This window comes from Streptomyces sp. NPDC050564, assembly GCF_044457265.1.
Classification (GTDB): domain Bacteria; phylum Actinomycetota; class Actinomycetes; order Streptomycetales; family Streptomycetaceae; genus Streptomyces.
Window position 1 is genome coordinate 19,898 of sequence record NZ_JBITGS010000041.1, and the last position, 15,778, is coordinate 35,675.

Annotated in this window: 17 protein-coding genes; 12 read left to right on the forward strand and 5 right to left on the reverse strand. The window is 68.4% G+C overall.

Annotated features, from left to right (window positions below; translation table 11 throughout):
- Window positions 1-22 precede the first annotated feature (22 nt).
- The 7 genes from ACIBK0_RS42385 (at window position 23) to ACIBK0_RS42415 (ending at window position 6,331) form a co-directional block, all read left to right on the forward strand.
- Window positions 23-757 carry a flavin reductase family protein gene (locus ACIBK0_RS42385; protein ID WP_355491471.1) on the forward strand — a complete coding sequence of 245 codons (735 nt, stop codon included), beginning with the start codon at window positions 23-25 and terminating at the stop codon, window positions 755-757.
- Window positions 758-909: 152 nt separating this feature from the next.
- On the forward strand, window positions 910-1,311 hold the full coding sequence (locus tag ACIBK0_RS42390) for a tautomerase family protein (RefSeq protein ID WP_351316156.1): 402 nt from the start codon (window positions 910-912) through the stop codon (window positions 1,309-1,311).
- Between the two features lie 402 nt (window positions 1,312-1,713).
- A complete protein-coding gene (locus ACIBK0_RS42395) occupies window positions 1,714-2,916 on the forward strand; it encodes an NADP-dependent malic enzyme (protein WP_399092832.1) in 1,203 nt (400 codons plus the stop codon).
- A 207-nt stretch (window positions 2,917-3,123) separates the two neighbouring features.
- Window positions 3,124-4,332 (forward strand): alpha/beta fold hydrolase, encoded by a 1,209-nt coding sequence (locus ACIBK0_RS42400; RefSeq protein ID WP_399092650.1) that lies wholly within the window; start codon window positions 3,124-3,126, stop codon window positions 4,330-4,332.
- 28 nt (window positions 4,333-4,360) lie between these two features.
- Window positions 4,361-5,254 carry an alpha/beta hydrolase gene (locus tag ACIBK0_RS42405; RefSeq protein ID WP_399092653.1) on the forward strand — a complete coding sequence of 298 codons (894 nt, stop codon included), beginning with the start codon at window positions 4,361-4,363 and terminating at the stop codon, window positions 5,252-5,254.
- 80 nt (window positions 5,255-5,334) lie between these two features.
- A complete protein-coding gene (locus ACIBK0_RS42410; protein WP_399092656.1) occupies window positions 5,335-5,676 on the forward strand; it encodes a hypothetical protein in 342 nt (113 codons plus the stop codon).
- Window positions 5,677-5,878: 202 nt separating this feature from the next.
- On the forward strand, window positions 5,879-6,331 hold the full coding sequence (locus ACIBK0_RS42415; RefSeq protein WP_399092659.1) for a MarR family winged helix-turn-helix transcriptional regulator: 453 nt from the start codon (window positions 5,879-5,881) through the stop codon (window positions 6,329-6,331).
- Between the two features lie 1,000 nt (window positions 6,332-7,331).
- On the opposite strand, the gene ACIBK0_RS42420 is transcribed toward ACIBK0_RS42415, so the two are convergent.
- Window positions 7,332-7,742 carry a hypothetical protein gene (locus ACIBK0_RS42420; protein ID WP_355493053.1) on the reverse strand — a complete coding sequence of 137 codons (411 nt, stop codon included), beginning with the start codon at window positions 7,740-7,742 and terminating at the stop codon, window positions 7,332-7,334.
- A gap of 528 nt (window positions 7,743-8,270) precedes the next feature.
- On the opposite strand from ACIBK0_RS42420, the gene ACIBK0_RS42425 reads away from it, so the two are divergent.
- Both ACIBK0_RS42425 and ACIBK0_RS42430 read left to right on the forward strand, forming a co-directional pair.
- Window positions 8,271-8,666, forward strand: a complete 396-nt coding sequence (locus ACIBK0_RS42425) for a hypothetical protein (RefSeq protein ID WP_399092662.1) — start codon at window positions 8,271-8,273, stop codon at window positions 8,664-8,666.
- 228 nt (window positions 8,667-8,894) lie between these two features.
- Window positions 8,895-10,550, forward strand: coding sequence for an IS1182 family transposase (locus ACIBK0_RS42430; protein WP_399092665.1), 1,656 nt, complete (start codon window positions 8,895-8,897; stop codon window positions 10,548-10,550).
- Window positions 10,551-10,671: 121 nt separating this feature from the next.
- Here ACIBK0_RS42430 and ACIBK0_RS42435 read toward each other — a convergent pair whose 3' ends face one another.
- Window positions 10,672-10,902 (reverse strand): hypothetical protein, encoded by a 231-nt coding sequence (locus tag ACIBK0_RS42435; protein WP_399092668.1) that lies wholly within the window; start codon window positions 10,900-10,902, stop codon window positions 10,672-10,674.
- A gap of 159 nt (window positions 10,903-11,061) precedes the next feature.
- On the opposite strand from ACIBK0_RS42435, the gene ACIBK0_RS42440 reads away from it, so the two are divergent.
- The 3 genes from ACIBK0_RS42440 to ACIBK0_RS42450 are packed head-to-tail and all read left to right on the forward strand — an operon-like array spanning window position 11,062 to window position 13,342.
- Window positions 11,062-12,402: an IS1634 family transposase gene (locus ACIBK0_RS42440; RefSeq protein ID WP_399092670.1), complete on the forward strand. Its 1,341-nt coding sequence runs from the start codon at window positions 11,062-11,064 to the stop codon at window positions 12,400-12,402.
- The gene (locus ACIBK0_RS42445; protein ID WP_399092673.1) at window positions 12,357-12,677 is read left to right on the forward strand and encodes a hypothetical protein; all 321 of its coding nucleotides are present in this window, start codon (window positions 12,357-12,359) and stop codon (window positions 12,675-12,677) included. Before ACIBK0_RS42440 ends, ACIBK0_RS42445 begins: the two co-directional genes overlap by 46 nt.
- Window positions 12,678-12,715: 38 nt before the next feature.
- A complete protein-coding gene (locus ACIBK0_RS42450; protein ID WP_399092676.1) occupies window positions 12,716-13,342 on the forward strand; it encodes an alpha/beta hydrolase in 627 nt (208 codons plus the stop codon).
- Here ACIBK0_RS42450 and ACIBK0_RS42455 read toward each other — a convergent pair.
- The 3 genes from ACIBK0_RS42455 to ACIBK0_RS42465 form a co-directional block, all read right to left on the reverse strand.
- Window positions 13,326-13,607, reverse strand: coding sequence for a hypothetical protein (locus ACIBK0_RS42455; RefSeq protein WP_399092679.1), 282 nt, complete (start codon window positions 13,605-13,607; stop codon window positions 13,326-13,328). The two genes, ACIBK0_RS42450 and ACIBK0_RS42455, sit on opposite strands and share 17 nt — an antisense overlap.
- Before the next feature lie 283 nt (window positions 13,608-13,890).
- Entirely contained in the window at window positions 13,891-14,496 is a 606-nt protein-coding gene (locus ACIBK0_RS42460; protein WP_399092682.1) for a CGNR zinc finger domain-containing protein, read from the reverse strand.
- Between the two features lie 260 nt (window positions 14,497-14,756).
- Window positions 14,757-15,605, reverse strand: coding sequence for an MBL fold metallo-hydrolase (locus ACIBK0_RS42465; RefSeq protein WP_399092685.1), 849 nt, complete (start codon window positions 15,603-15,605; stop codon window positions 14,757-14,759).
- Window positions 15,606-15,778: the final 173 nt, after the last annotated feature.

A 15,778-nucleotide genomic window follows, 5' to 3' on the forward strand; every position in this document is an offset into this window, starting at 1 on the left:
CCTTCACCGGCGGGGTACCGCCGTGCACGCCAGAGAGGCCATCGACGTGATCATCAACAGCGACGAACTGAACGCGACGTCCGCCTACAAGCTCCTCATCGGCGCGGTCACACCGCGCGCGATCGGCTGGGTGAGCACCCTGTCGTCATCCGGTATCGCCAATCTGGCGCCGATCTCGTTCTTCACCGTAGTGAGCCGGATCCCCCCGATAGTGTCCCTGACCCTGCAGCCGCGGTCGGACGGGACCCTGAAGGACACGCTCGTCAACATCCGGGACAGCGGTGAGTTCGTCACCAACCTGGTCACGCTTCCGCAGGCCCACGAGATGCATCGCAGTGCGATCGAATTCGACAGCTCCCAGGACGAGTTCGACGAGGTCGGCCTGGCCAAAGAGGCCTGTGAAGTGGTCAAGGTGCCGCGTGTGAAGGACTCCCCGATCGCCATGGAATGCACGCTCGACCGGATCATCCAGGTCGGCGACGTCAACGACCACGTTGTCTGGGGCAAGGTCGTGCGCTTCCACATCCGCGACGACGTCTACGCCCAGAACGGTCGGATCGACACCGCGGCAATTCCGGCGGTCGGCCGCCTCGCCGCCGAGTACACCCTGGCCGACAACGCGTTCGTCACACCCCTGCCGGCGGATGTACTGCGCGAGCGTCTGGGCAGGCGCAGCCAACGCCTCGACGAGCGCCCGGATGGATGGTCGCCGGTGGACAGCGCCGAGTGGTCCCCCTCCGGAGCCACCAAGGCCTGACGGCACCGACGCCCACACCCATCGCCTCCGCGCCCCGCAGGCTCGGGCCGTGCGCCGCGGACATCCAGGGCGGCAGCGCCGCAACCGGGGCCTGGACCAGGCCCTCCGAACGGTCGGGCAACCCGACACCGCACTCCCCGAAGGAGCCCCCCATGCCGGTCTTCAACGCCCACATCCCCGCCAACCGCTTCTCGTCGCAGCAGAAGCGTGCGCTCGCCGATGCCCTCAACCAGTCGCTGGTGCAGGGGCTCGGCATCCCCGAGGGCGACCGGTTCATCATGATCAGCGAACACGGCGAGGACGAACTGTTCCTCGACCCGACGTTCATGGGCATGCAGCGCAGCTCAGACGCCATGATCATCACGGTTCTCCTCGGGGCCCACCGGCCCCTGGAGGACAAGCGGGCGGTCTCCGCGGCCATCAACAGGCTGGTCGTCGAAACGCTCGGGGTCTCGCCCGACGACATCTTCATCGCCCTGATCCCGGTCCCGAACGAGAGCTTCTCGTTCGGAAGGGGCGAACTGCAGCTGGCCGAAGGGACTCCGCGCTGGTGAACCCCACGGCCCCGGCCGTCGCCAGGGCCTGTCCGACGGAGACCGGGGCAGGCCGGGCGCGGTGCCCGACGCGGGTGCACGGCCGTCGTCGCCAGCAGCGTCGCAACCACCGGTGCTGCCGGAGCGTTCCGGCGCCGCCGCGAAGTGCCTTGCCCCGCGCCGGGAGCCCACCACGATCCGCCGACCGGGCATGCCGGCGCGAACTGTGCATCGGGGGCCACCTCAAGACGGGACCACCCCACAGAGAACCAGCGCCTGCCTGACAGCGCCCGAGCGGTCGTCGCCGGCCCGGCGGCAGCCGCTCCGCACGAGATTCAGGGCACACGGCCTCGTCGTCCGGCCTCCGCATCCGGCCTGGCGAGCGGGCACGGGACGCCGGCAAAGGGATCAGCAAAGGAATCAATTGTGGAAACAGAAAGCGTCACGTCGACGCAGAGCCCCACGCCCCGGCGACGCGTCGAGCCGGTGTTCGCGCTGCACCACGGGGGAAAGATGGCGATCACCCCGACGGTGCCGCTGCGAGGCCCTGAGGACCTCTCACTTGCGTACACGCCGGGTGTCGCCGAGGTATGCACGGCCATCGCCGGGCAGCCCGATCTCGTGCACGACTACACCTGGGTCTCGCACACGGTCGCGGTGGTGACGGACGGCACCGCGGTGCTTGGTCTGGGCGACATCGGCCCGCAGGCGTCACTGCCGGTCATGGAGGGCAAAGCGGTCTTGTTCAAGCAGTTCGGTGACGTGGACGCCGTACCTATCGCGCTCGCGACCACGGATGTGGACGAGATCGTCGAAACCGTCGCTCGCCTCGCACCGTCCTTCGGAGGCATCAACCTCGAGGACATCTCCGCGCCCCGGTGTTTCGAGATCGAGCGCAAGCTTCAGGACCGCCTCGACATCCCGGTCTTCCACGACGACCAGCACGGCACGGCTGTCGTCACCCTCGCGGCCCTGCGCAACGCCGTCCGTCTCACCGGGCGGACCCTCGACGACCTGCGCGCGGTCATATCGGGCGCGGGAGCGGCGGGGGTCGCGATTGCCAAGATCCTGCTGGAGGCGGGCATCGGTGATGTCGTGGTCGCCGACCGGGCCGGCGTCCTGCACTCCGGCCGTACTGATCTGACCGACGTCAAACGGGACATCGCCGTGAACACCAACCAGGCGGGACGCACCGGCACCCTGGAGGAGGCCCTGGCCGGCGCCGACGTCTTCATCGGCGTCTCCGGCGGCACGGTCTCCGAGGCCGCGGTAGCCACCCTCGCGGAGGGAGGCTTCGTCTTCGCCATGGCCAACCCCACGCCCGAGATCCACCCTGACGTGGCCCACAAGTACGCGTCCGTCGTGGCGACCGGCCGTAGCGACTACCCGAACCAGATCAACAACGTCCTCGCCTTCCCCGGCATCTTCGCCGGCGCCCTCCGCGTCCGCGCCTCATGCATCACGCCGGGCATGAAGATCGCTGCCGCGGACGCCCTGGCCTCCCTGATTGCCGGGGAACTGCGTCCCGACCACATCATCCCGTCGCCCTTCGACCCTCGAGTGGCCCCCGCGGTCGCCGAAGCCGTCGCAGAGGCCGCCCGGCGCGACGGCGTGGCCCGGATCTAGGCGGCCAATTGCGTTCTGTCCCGTGATCCGAGGACAGCGCCGCGCCCAGCCAATCGAACGCGTCGCATCCCGAATCCGCAGGTCACGAGAGACGACACGATCCACCGGATGCAGCGCCTGGACGCACGTCCGACCGACTTCCCCCATCGAAAGCCAGGACCGGTCCCCTTCCGGGGCGACGTCCGCTCCCGGACAGTGAGGACATATATGAAGACGGAACGCGTCGCCGACACCGACGTACGGTATCGGCGCACCGGCGACGGAGACCTGGCCGTGGTGTTCGTCCACGGCTTCCTCGACGACCAGTACGCCTGGGACCGCCTGATCCCCCAGCTCACCACACCCGGCATCGAGTGCGTCACACTCGACCTGGCCGGCTGCGGCGACCGCGACGCGGTGGACGGACCCTACGACTACGACCGGTTCGCCGACGAGGCGGGCGCGGTGGTCGACACCCTCGGCAAGCCTTTTGTGATCGTCGGTCACAGCATGGGCGCCGCCGTGGCCGAACTGGTCGCGGTGCAGCGACCCGACCGGGCCCGCGGACTCATGCTGGTGACCCCGGTCCCCCTCGCGGGCGTACACCTGCCCGACGAGATGATCGAACAGTTCCGCGCACTGGGCGGCGACGCGGACGGGCAGCGGGGCGTACGCGAACAGCTGTCCGCCGCGTTCCCGGAGGCCGAGCTCGACCGGCTGGTGGCGACCGGGCGGCATCTGCGTCCGGAGGTCGTCCGCGCCCTCGCCGACTGTTGGAACACCGGGCACCCCCACGGCGAACGGCCGAGCAGCTACGCCGGCCCGGTGCTCATCCTTCGCGGCGAGGGCGACGGGTTCGTCACCGAGGACATGGTCAACGACGCGATCGCGCCCCGCTTCACCGCCAGGACAGCGGCATCGGTGGCCGAGGCCGGCCACTGGGCCCACATCGAGCAGGCGGCCGACGTCGCCACCCACCTCGACGGCCTCCTCGCCGAGGCCCACGGCACCGACAGCGCCCCCGCCGCGAACACCCCCCGCCCGCAGGGGTGGACGAACGCCTTCGCACAGAAGTCCGCCGCCGCGTTCGGTGAGGCGTTCACCAAGGACGTGGTCCTGGAGGCGAGCGTCCTAACCCGCCCGGTGGAAGGCCGCGACCAGGTGAAGAAGGTGATGGGCGCGGCGAGCGTGATCTACGAGTCGCTCCGCTTCACCCGGGAGACCGTCGACGGCCCGCGAACCTACCTGGAGTGGGAGGCCACCGCGTTCGGCGGCCTGCCGATCGAGGGCGTCACCATCCTGACCAAGAATGCGGACGGCCAGACCCTCCGAGCCGCCATCCACCACCGGCCGCTGGGCGCCGTGCTCCGCTTCTCCGCGGAACTGCGTACCCGGCTGGCCGGCGAGATCGACGCCGACTACTTCCACCAGGGCTGAAGGCCCTCCCTATTAAGAAGGTTGTTCCATGATTCAGCGCAAGGATGTCCAGTTCACGGCCGACGGCGCGGTACAGCTGCGTGGATGGCTCTTCCTGCCGGACGGCCCGGGCCCGCATCCGGCGATCACCATGGCCCACGGCTACGCCGGGGTCAAGGAGCACGGACTCGAACCGTTCGCGCAGGCCTTCGCCGAGAACGGTTTCGTCGTCCTGATCCATGACCACCGCGGCTTCGGGGCGAGCGACGGCCAGCCGCGCCAGGACGTCGACCCATGGCGGCAGATCGCGGACTGGCGGCGGGCCATCTCCTTCCTGGAGAGCCTCCCCGAGGTCGATCCGGAGCGGATCGGCCTGTGGGGCACCAGCTACGCCGGCGGCCACGCGATCGTCCTGGGCGCGACCGACCGCCGGCTGCGGGCCGTGGTCTCCCAGGTGCCGACCATCAGCGGCTTCGAGCAGGGCCGGCGCCGCATCGTCCCCGAGGCCGTCGCGGCCCTGGAGGAGGGATTCTCCGAGGACGAGCGCGCCCAGTCGCGCGGTGAGGCCCCCCGCACCCTGGCCGTCGTCGGCAGCGACCCGGCGGTGCCCGCGTCCTACCGGACACAGGAAGCCATCGACTTCTACCTCCAGCCCAAGCCCGACGGTGTGTGGGAGAACGAGGTCACCGTCCGCTCCACCCGGGCCGCACGCATGTACGAGCCCGGAATCTGGGTCGACAGGGTCTCGCCCACACCGCTGCTCATGGTGGTCGCGCTCAACGACAACGTCACCGTGACCGACCTGGCCCTCGCGGCCTACGAGCGCGCGCTGGAACCCAAGCGACTGCGGACGATCCCGGGCGGCCACTTCGACCCGTACACCACCCAGTTCGACAAGGCGAGCGACGCCGCCGTCGAGTGGTTCCGCGAGCACCTCGCCTGAGGGGCACCCCGCACGTCACCGCGCCCGGCACGCGGAGGCCCGTGTGTGATCTGGCGCTCGCAGGCGAGGGCCGTCGGGGCGTGAAGTGGCGCCTGCCACAGCAGAGTGCCGACCGGATCGAGAAGGTGAGCTCGCCCATCGAACAGCCCTCATGCTGTAAGCGAGACGAGATCACCTGCTTCCAGCCGCTCCCGGCCACCGTCGCCGACCTCGTCTCCGGGCTGGTCGTCACCAGCGACGCGATGCACACCCAGCGGGAGCGCGCCGAATACCTCCTCGGCCGCCCCCGATCAAGGGCCCGTGGCGCGGGGCCTCGGAAGACCCGGCGGGCCGCCCGGCCTTTCATGGGGCGTCAGCCATCAGCCGGAAGACCGGCCACCGCTCTGCACAAGGCGCTGAAGTTGGTGGCGGGGGTGGTTTAAAGCGACTGGTGCCCGGATGTGCCCAGGGCCGCCAGAATCCTTCGCACGGCTGCTCTTCGCCAGGCCGGGCTTCGCCTTTCGACCCGCCGTCGGCCCTCTGACGTCAGGCGCAGTGACTGTCGCGCACCGGGCGTGATGAAGCTCCTTCGCCTGTAACGAGCACTTGCTCCTATAATGGGCGGGAGAGCTTCTGGAGGCGACGATGGCCGCTGTATCGATGGATGGCACAGCCTTGTGCAACAACCTGGCGCTGCGCAAAGCGGCGCGGTATCTCGGAGCGGCCTACGACAAGGCCCTCGCGCCGGTCGGTCTGCGCGGGACGCAGTTCAGCATCCTGCAGAAGCTCAGTGCGTACGGGGAGACGACGATCACCGCCCTTGCGGAGGTGATCGCCATGGACCGTACGACGATGGCCTCGAACCTGAAGCCGCTGGCCCGTGAGGGTCTGGTGACCATCGAGCCGTCGGCGGTCGACCGCCGCGCGCGGATCGTTACGCTCACGCCGGAAGGACTGTCCCGGGTCCAGGAGGCGCTGCCCCTGTGGCGGGCGGTGCAGGCCCGGTTCGAGGAGACGTTCGGGGATGCCGACGCGGCTCGACTGCGCGCGTCCCTCGAAGCCGTCCTCGAGACCGGCTTCGAGCCCTGGGCTGAGTAGGGCCACGATTCCCAGAGTCTCCGCTTGCGCTTGCCTGAGCCCAGCGCGCCCACACACGTGGTGCACGGTTGGCGGACGTCCTGGACGACCTGACCGGCGGTGCCCACGGTGAAACCGCGCCCGCACCCATCCAAGGCCGGGTATGCGGCGTTCGCCTGCGGACTCTGCGTCCACGGCACGCCTGGCTGTCGACGCTGCCGGCAGTGCTGAAGAGGGGGCGTAGCCAAGGGATCTTGCCACAATGGTGGCAACTCAGAAAAACCGTCACCTGGTGCGCTTTCGGGGCGGAGGGGCGGTTTGAGTGCCCCTTGAGCTCGCCGAAGACGAGTGCGATCGCGCTCCAGAGGTCTCCTGTGATGGCGACGGCCGAGAGTCGCAAGCGCCGCAGCATGGCGGGAAGTTCCCGGCAACTGCAGGTGGCGACCTCGTGCTCGCGGGGCACGGCATGAGCCTCTTCAAAGCCGACGGAGCTGTCGACGCTCGGCTCACCGAGAAAGGAGGCGACGACGAGGGCGAGCACATCTGCGGCCAGGCGGGAGGCATGCCTCGCACGAGAGGATTCCTCACGGGTGCGGATTCCATGGGTGCACGGCGTCCTCGCCAGTGGCACGGGATGTCGAGCCCGCGCCGCTGACGCCACTAATGGTGCCCTGTGACACAAAGTAGAGCAGTACCAGCATGAGGATGCCGATGGGCGATCGCCCATGGGGCTATCTCCTTCAGCGGCGGCTTGGCCGGGACAACGGGGATGGAGACGGACGACTGGGCTACAGGCTGTGCCAGGAAGGTCCTGTATGAGGGTTGAGTTGGTGCGTGGATGCGCCGGTCACGGCGATGCGGGCGGTGTCGGAGGCGTGCTGTCGGGGTGGGACGCCGATGCGGCAGTCGTCCCCCACCGCAACCGCGGCGGCGGCCCGGCCTGGGTCAGGCCTGAAGGCCTACCATCGCGATGACTTGGCCGGCCCCCGCGAGGGCCGGGCTGATCGGTGATGCCGTCGGTTCAGGACTCGTCGGCGAGGAAGTGATCGGCGAGGGGGGTGCCGGCGAACTTCTTGTGCATCTCGCGGGAGAAGAGCAGCATCGCGTTGCGCGGCCGGTGGTTCACGACGAGCTGTTCGCACTCGCCGGCGGCATTGCGGGCGACGGTGACAACGACGTGGAGGGTCTCGCCCTTGACCCGGGTGGTGTACTCCTCGATGAAGCCGTTGTCGCCGTAGTCGCCGGTGTAGGTGAAGTCCTGGAACTCGTACAGCCCGCGGGCGGCGGTCACGACCGAGTGGACGGCCTCAGGGCCCTGGATGGGCCCGTTGTCGATGAACGAGCCGTTCCCGGTGACATTGTCGGCCAGCTTGTCCAGCCACCAGGGGTAGTAGCTGAGGCCTTGGGTCTTGCTGTCATCCGTGTTCGACATGTTTCTCCTTCGAAGGTCCAGCCGTAAGACCGGGTGTGGGTGGGGGCGCCGACCGCAGGTGATCCCAAGTCGACAATTAAGAGCATATGCTCATATCGGTGAGGCGCAACGTGGCGATGACTACATCCGGGTGTGGCGAGGATGATCGCCGAGGGCCCGAACGGGGCCTGCGGAGGATCTCCGAACATCCCCCACACCCCTGTGCGCAGGGCGGGGCTCGACCGGACGGCCACTTCCCGCGTATTCACAGGACCGCTGGCCAGCTACCTAAACAACCAAAACGATCACCAGGAAACTCCCATGAGAGTTCATCGTCGAGAACCTTGCGGGGCCGGACGACATGGCGGAGGCCGGGGCCACCCCTTGGCCCCGGCCTCCGCTCACCGCGTCCGCAGACGAATGCACCCCCAGAGGGGGGAGTCGTACGAGAGGTGAGGCTGTCGCCTTGAACGACGCGCCCTTCGCCCCGCCGACCGCCACCGGCGCCCCGGCTCCCGGGAGAGCCCTACGAGGGTGGGAAGATGCGGCGTGCCTTACCACATCGCGACCGCGACCGGTTCGCACCGCTCGGGCTTCGGTCTGCAGGTCGAGCCCTCCGTCCCCATCAAGGCGCTGGCCGCCCGTGTCGCCGACACCAACGTGCCCGTGAGGGGCGACAGGCTGCTTCTGCTCTTTCCCGGGGACCGCCACGGGCAGGCCATCCTCGCGGACTTCGCTCTGGAAGCCTGGCGCGAAGGGGATTACTACTGCTGCCGCAGCAACCCTGATGACCTCGAATTCACACTCGTCATCGGCACCGAGCGCGGACCGGAGGACCTTCCGCCTGGCACGGAGATCTGGCTAGACGATGCCGCCCCACCGGCGGTGCGCGAACCAATGGCTGGAGCCGCATCATCGCGGAGTTCGAGGGGCTGCCTTGGATGAGGATCGATCCCGATCCGCACCCGGAGTGATGCCGCCGCACCCGTCGGCCTCTGCGCCTGCCGAGCATCCGAGGATTTGGGGTTCCCGGGCTGACGGAACACACGTGCGAGAGTTCGTCAGGGAAATCCCACACCGGTACGACTCCGTTGGGAATTCCGCAAACCGGCTTCGTTGACTCGCTGAGGTCGGCATGATCGTTCTGTTCGTCGGAGCGAGGGGTGGGGCTGGGTGTCGCTGGAGTCTCGGGACGACCGTGGGGTGCCGGAGCTGACCGCTCGGGTGGTGCGGGCGTCCTTCCCGAAGGGGACGCTGGCCGTCCGGGTGCGTGAGGTGCTCGGCCCGCTGTTCGAGGACGAATCCTTCGCAGAGGCGTTCTCGGCACGGGGGCGTCCAGCCGTGTCACCGGGAGCGCTGGCGCTGGTCTCGGTGCTGCAGTATGCCGAGGGCCACACCGACCGGCAGGCCGCTGACCAGGTGCGAGCCCGCATGGACTGGAAGTTCCTCCTCGGCCTGGAACTGGATGACCCGGGGTTCGACTTCTCCGTCCTCAGCGATTTCCGCGCCCGGCTGATCGAGCACGGCCTGGAGGAGAGGGTCCTGGACCTGGTCCTGGAGCGGATCTCCGGCCTCGGGCTGCTGCGCTCCGGCGGACGACAGCGCACCGACTCCACCCATGTGCTCGCGGCCGTGCGGACACTGAACCGGATGGAGTTCGTCGGCGAGAGTCTGCGCGCCGCGCTGGAGGCGCTGGCCGCAGCCGCCCCGCACTGGCTGTCCCCGCTGGTCACCGCTGACTGGGCCAAACGCTACGGCGCCCGGATCGACTCCTACCGCTTCCCCAAGGGTGACAACGTCCGCCGGGAATGGGCCGAGCAGGTCGGCCAGGACGGCTTCACCATCCTGCAGGCCGTCTACGCACCCCAGGCTCCCGCCTGGTTACGGGAGGTCCCCGCCGTCCAGGTCCTGCGCCGGGCCTGGGTGGAGCAGTACCACCGCGACGGCGAGGGGGTGCGCTGGCGGGAGGGCAAAGACCTCCCGCCGGGCAGACGCCGGCTCTCCTCCCCCTACGAGCCCGACGCCCGCTACGGCGTGAAGCAGGGCTCGGGCTGGTGCGGCTACAAGACCCACCTGAGCGAGACCTGCGAGCCGGATGCCCCGCACCTGATCACCCATGTCCTCATCACGGACGCCACCGTCGCCGACACCGAGGTCACCGAGGCCGTCCACCAGGGCCTGGCCGCACGTGAACTGCTGCCTGATGAGCACGACGTCGATGCCGGGTACGTCACGGCCGCGCACATCGTGGTGGCGTGTGACGCACACGGCATCGAGCTGCTGGGGCCGGTCGGGTCGGACACGTGCCACGAGAACTACGAGGGCGAGCACTTCACGCAGAGCGCGTTCACGATCGACTGGCAAGCCAAGAAGGCCACCTGCCCCCAGGGGAAGGTCAGTGCCAGCTGGTCCGACCAGCGCAAGAGCAGCGGCACCCCCGTCTCACGCGTGCACTTCACCGCCCAGGACTGCGCGGTCTGCCTGGTGCGCGGCAAGTGCACCAAGGCGGCGAACGGCAAGTGGGGCCGCAGCCTGACCCTGCTGCCCCAAGACCAGCAGGAAGCACTGGAGGACTGGCGCCGCGAGCAGCTCACCGACCAGTGGCAGCAGCGCTACAACATCCGCGCCGGGGTGGAGGGCACCATCTCCCAGGCCGTCCGCCGCACCCACATCCGCCGCACCCGCTACGCCGGCCTGCCCAAGACCCACCTCGGGCACCTCTTCGCAGCCACCGCCATCAACATCATCAGGCTCGACGCCTGGCTCAACGAAACACCCCTCGGCGGAACCCGCAGCTCATACCTCGCCCGACTCCAACTCGCCGCCTGACGACAGGACCACACCCGCCGGTTTGCGGATTTCCCAACGGAGTCCGGTACGCGGGAGTCTCACCCCACGGACACTGCGTTCCAGCAGGCCACAGCATTCCGTCGGTCGCCCACAGGCAGGCTCAGCCGCGCGTCGCCGGCCCCTGCTCGTCGGGGGCCTCCTTGTACGCGAGGTCCCCGACGGCGGAGTAGGCCTTGCCCAGCTTTGCCGCGAGTTGCTGCGCCGCGACAGTCCACTCGGTATGGCGCTGGAGCACTTCGTCGAGCGGTTCACCCCGGCAGTCGGTCATCAGGAGGTCCTTGTCCTGGAGACCTTCCACGGAGGCCCTGAGCAGGGTGAGGGCTGTCCTCATATCGCCCCTGGTGCGGGTGAGGAAGCTCTAGACCCGTCCTCCGCACATGCCTCGTCCGGTTGGATCGAGGTGTGTGCGGTGTCCGGTCGTCGGTGTAGTCGTTGATGTGATGTGTCGAAGATTTCGCGTGCCAAGCGGCCACGGGTGCAGCGTCCACGGATGAATGTGGAGATCGCGCCCGTGGTGGAGAGGCGTCTGGGCGCTCTGCCTGCCTCTGCCGGGTTTCTGCGCCGGCTGGACGTGGCCGGGATCATCGACGAGCTGTGCCCGGTCCGTGAGATCGCGCATCTCACCCATGGGCAGGTCATCGAGGTGCTGGTGGCCAACCGGCTGTCCGCGCCCGCGCCGCTGGTGCGGGTCGGTGACTGGGCCCGTGAATGGGCCGTGGAGGAGGTCTTCGGGATCGAGGCGTATCTGCTCAACGACGACCGTATCGCCCGTGCTCTGGACGCGATCGCGCCCCAGCTGGACGGCATCGTCGGCAGTGTGGGAGCGAGCGCGATCGCCGAGTTCGGCATCGATGTCTCGCGCCTGCACTGGGACATGACCAGCATCTCCCTGCATGGCGCCTACGAGGACCCGGAGGATGGATTCCCGCAGGTCAAGTACGGTCATCCGAAAGACCGCAGGACAGATCTCAAGCAGATCCAGGCCGGGATCGCGATCTCCGGTGATGGCGGCATCCCCGTCTTCCACCGCGCCTACGACGGCGGAGCCGGCGAAGTCGCCCAGGTCGTCGGGGCGATGACGGCCCTGCGCAAGCTGGCAGCACCCCGCGACTTCCTGATGGTCGGCGACTCGAAGCTGGTCTCCTACCCCAACCTGATGGCCCTGGCGCAAGCACAGGTGCGGTTCATCGCTCCAGCGTCCGCAGCCAAGATCCCCGATGACCTGTATGCCGGCCTCGACATCGAGACAGCCCCTCTGGTCGACTACACCGCCGAGCGGGACGCCGGGAAACCGGATGCACAGCGCGGACGCTACCGCGTGCTGGAAGTCACCCAGACTCTGGCCGGTCCGCGCAAGAGCGACCCGCAGATCACGGTGCGCCGGATCCTGGTCCATTCCACCGCCAACGCCACGGCCCAGCAGGCAGCCCGGGCCCGGCGTCTTCAGCAGGCCGGTGAGGAACTGGACAAGCTCCAGCACTCCTGCGGCGGCCGCTACTACAGCACCACCGAGAAGGTCACCGCCCGGATCGGCGTCATCGTCAGGAAACGGCGCATCGCCTCCTGCCTGGTCACCGTCATCGGCGCCGACACGGCCGGACGCCCCACCCTGACCTGGCACTTCGACCAGGACATCCTGGCCCGCCAAGCCGCAGCCGACGGCTGGTACGCGCTGCTGAGCACCCTTGAGGCCACCGAGGCCGACGCGGCGGAGGTCCTGGTGCGCTACAAGGACCAGCCGAACTGGTCGAGCGCCGCTACAGCGACTTCAAGGGCCCGCTCGCCGTGGCCCCGGTGTTCTTGCAGCACAACCGCAGGATCTCCGCTCTGATTACCGTGATCTGCCTGGCCCTGCTGGTGTTCTGCCTCATCGAACGCCAAGTCCGCCAGGCCCTCGGCGGCAATCAGACGATGCGCGGTCTCTACCCCGACAACCGGGCCGTCCGCCCGACCGGACGCATGATCCTCTACCACCTCGCCGGCCTGCGGATGCGAGCCGGAACAGCCACCGACCCGCCAACCATTCTGATCATCCGCGGTGTTCAAGCCCACCTCCTCGAGTTACTCGGCATCGACGAAACCCGCCCACGCTGGCTGGACACCTGAAACCCCATGTGCGAAGTCCGGGCCTAGACGCAGCGGACGTGGCAGCCGTTGCGCCGCCCAACCCGCTGCGGGGTCTCACCGCCGACGGTGAGTACATCGCGAGCGTCGTCAGCCAGATCGACGGCCCTGTGCTGCTGGTCGGCCACTCCTACGGTGGCCCGGTGATCACCTATGCATCGGCCAAGGCGGAGAACGCCAAGGGACTGGTCTTCGTCGCCTCCTTCGGTGTCGACCAGGGCGTGTCCATCCACGGTTCGAACGAGGCCTTCCCGCCCGCCGAGCTGGACAGCTCCCTTCTGTCGCGCACATTCCCGCGCGGCGAGGAGACCGGCACGGAGTTCTACATCCAGCCGGAGCACTTCCACTCGGTGTTCTGTGCGGACCTGCCCGACGACGAGGCCGCCGTGCTCGCCGTCATCCAACGCCCCGCCGCCGATGTGGCATTCGGCGAACCCCTGGCGGTCGAGCCGGGCTGGAAGAGGCTGCCAAGCTGGTTCGTCGTCGCCGGCGCCGACCACGCGATCAGCCCCGACGCCGAACGTGCTGCGGCCAAACGCATGGGATCGACCGTCACCGAGATCGCCGGCGGCTCGCACGCCATCGCGCTCTCCCACGCGGACGAAGTGGCTCAGATCATCGTCGGAGCGCTCAGCAACATCGGGTGATACCCGGCGGCGGCTCCAAGGGTGAGAACCGGAAGCTGTCGCAAGCCACAGCATCGTGCAGGACTTCTACTTCGGGGACGACTATCTGCTCAGGCGCCACGACTACCACGTTGACATCGCTGGCGGCTTCGCGGCCGCGCAGTATGTCTACGACATCGATGAAGCAGACGGAATCAAGTTCCCGACCAGGCGTCGCGCGTATCTCGGCCGATCCGACGGGCGTCCCGACCACGATCACCTCATGGTCAGTATCGACCTGCGCCACGTGCCGCCTCGGCGAGCTGCCAGACGCCGTGGAGCACGCGGTACGGCCCGGCAAGATCGGCACCGTCCTCGTCCGCCCTTGATAGCTGCCCCTACCCGGGCGGCAACATCGTGCGACAAGCGGCACCCTCACGGTCAGGCCCGCGCGATGCGCCAGACGGTCGACTCCGTGGTTCTTCCTGCACGACGAATCCGTTCACGAAGGAGGCTGCCCTGCTGCGGCAGGCGGCTCAGGTGCCGACAAGCGAGGCACAACGGCGAGGACCGCGCCGGAGAGCCGGCTGTCAGGCCTGGTCGGCGCCGGCCCGCTTGCGCGCACGATAGTTGCGCAGGTTGGCCGCGTTGCCGCAGACGTGGACGTCGTGCCAGACGCCGCTGTTGTTGCGGGAGCGGTCGTAGAAGGCAGCCAGGCAGCGCGTGTTTCGGCAGGACTTCAGGCGGCGCAGAGTGTCGGTGCAGTGCGCCTGGTAGGCCTCGATGAGGGCGAGTGACGCCGCCTGCCGCCATCCCGTGCCGCGGGGCTCAGCATGGATGGCGCCGTGTTCGTCGAGCCGCAGTGCGGTGGGCAAGGTCATCAGTGAAGCCGCTAGGCCGGGCTCCGGCTCCGAGTCACCGAGCTGGGCGTGGAGGATCTGGCCAAGGTCATGACGGAAGTCGCGGAGGCCCTGCACGTCCTCGGCTGTCAGTTCGATGCTGGGTGCGGGCCGGTGGGTCGCGCCACTCCAGCTCTTCAATGCCTGGTCAAGCCAAGTACGGGCGCCCTCAGCGGTCTGCAGAAGGTCGGGCTCCCGGGGCTTGCCGGCGGACCGCGTGTTGAGCAGGTCCTGCACGAAGGCCAGCCCGCCCGGGGCGGGCTCCAGGTCGTATCGCGCTGTCGCAGTCCAGGACATTCGCGGATCTCTTTCGGTGACGGCAGCTACAGCAACATGTCCATAGCCTATTTACTTATTACGTTTGGAAGTGTAACTCTCCGAATGACGAGTGTCAGCTTCCCGAAGTTCCGCGTAGGGTCCGGTGGGTTCGCCCATGCAGGCTGTGCCGCTCGGATGAGTCGCGGACAGAAGCCTGGACGTCGGATACACACTCAGCTGACGCCTCCTTGCCCCGGGCGCCCCGACCATTGCGTGACCGGGCGGCCAGGCCCGGCCGCTCAGCCCTTGGCGGACCTCGCCGAGCCCCACAGTGCGCCCTGGTTGACCCGGCCAGGATGCAGTTCCAACATGCCGCGGTAGAGGTCGAGAGTGGTCGTGGTGCGCTCTTCGACCGCCTCGAAGTCGTGGATGTAGCGCCGGGTCTCGGCGATTGCCTTCGGGTCGTCGGGACGGTCGGGGTTCTTGTGTCCCGCGACCACCGCTTCCGGCTCCAGCGCCGCGATGATGTCGAGCGCGTCCAGCCAGGCTCGGCGGCCCTCGGCGGGCGATTCGGCGAGGTAGAGGTGAACATCGTTGTAGACGGCGTCTCCGGCCACGACCAAGCCGATCGACGGCACGTGCAGACAGGTGGTGTCATCAGTGTCCGTGTGCCCGAGTCCCACGACGACGAGGTCGTGGCCCTCCAGATCCAGCCGAGCGCCGGCCAGCGGCTCCGCGGCCACGAGCCGGTCCGGGATCTGGCCGGGGAAGCGCTTGTCCCAGAACGACGCGACGAACTCCGGCGCCATCTGCTTCTTCATCTGCTCCACCACTGCCGGCGTCGCCACTGCGCGCGCCCCCGGGAAGCGTTCAAGAAGGGTGCCCAGCCCGAACCAGTGGTCACCGTGCCCGTGGGTCACGAAGACCGTGGTGAGGTTCTTGCCGCTCGCCGCAACCCAGTCGGCCAGCCGGTCGACCTGCTCGGCAGTCATCAGCGCGTCGACCAGCACCGCATCGCGCTCGCCTGTGATCAGTGTGGCCGTGATGGGCGACCACATGCGCCGGGGGACGTCGGGCGGCAGGTCCGCGATCTCGGTGGGGATCGACGGCGCTACGTGGACACTCCAGCTCAGTCGTGCTCCGGGCATGATCGCTTCCTTGGGACTCAGAGGCAGCCACGAGAGAGCTGTAACCGATCAGCCGTGTCGATACCTGCCTGGCCTGTCGTACTTCTCCAGCCGAAAGTAACTCGACTCAACGAAAGAGTCAATTTCTGTACGGTTATGTCGCATAGTCATCCTTGTGTAGGCATTGAATTCCC

What these genes read in the sequence shown, in the direction of transcription:
- ACIBK0_RS42400 (WP_399092650.1), top strand. Translation starts at nt 3,124, where the DNA reads ATGAAGACGGAACGCGTCGCCGACACCGACGTACGGTATCGGCGCACC.
- ACIBK0_RS42415 (WP_399092659.1), top strand. Translation starts at nt 5,879, where the DNA reads ATGGCCGCTGTATCGATGGATGGCACAGCCTTGTGCAACAACCTGGCG.
- ACIBK0_RS42390 (WP_351316156.1), top strand. Translation starts at nt 910, where the DNA reads ATGCCGGTCTTCAACGCCCACATCCCCGCCAACCGCTTCTCGTCGCAG.
- ACIBK0_RS42435 (WP_399092668.1), bottom strand. Translation starts at nt 10,902, where the DNA reads ATGAGGACAGCCCTCACCCTGCTCAGGGCCTCCGTGGAAGGTCTCCAG.
- ACIBK0_RS42440 (WP_399092670.1), top strand. Translation starts at nt 11,062, where the DNA reads ATGAATGTGGAGATCGCGCCCGTGGTGGAGAGGCGTCTGGGCGCTCTG.
- ACIBK0_RS42460 (WP_399092682.1), bottom strand. Translation starts at nt 14,496, where the DNA reads ATGTCCTGGACTGCGACAGCGCGATACGACCTGGAGCCCGCCCCGGGC.
- ACIBK0_RS42405 (WP_399092653.1), top strand. Translation starts at nt 4,361, where the DNA reads ATGATTCAGCGCAAGGATGTCCAGTTCACGGCCGACGGCGCGGTACAG.
- ACIBK0_RS42420 (WP_355493053.1), bottom strand. Translation starts at nt 7,742, where the DNA reads ATGTCGAACACGGATGACAGCAAGACCCAAGGCCTCAGCTACTACCCC.
- ACIBK0_RS42465 (WP_399092685.1), bottom strand. Translation starts at nt 15,605, where the DNA reads ATGCCCGGAGCACGACTGAGCTGGAGTGTCCACGTAGCGCCGTCGATC.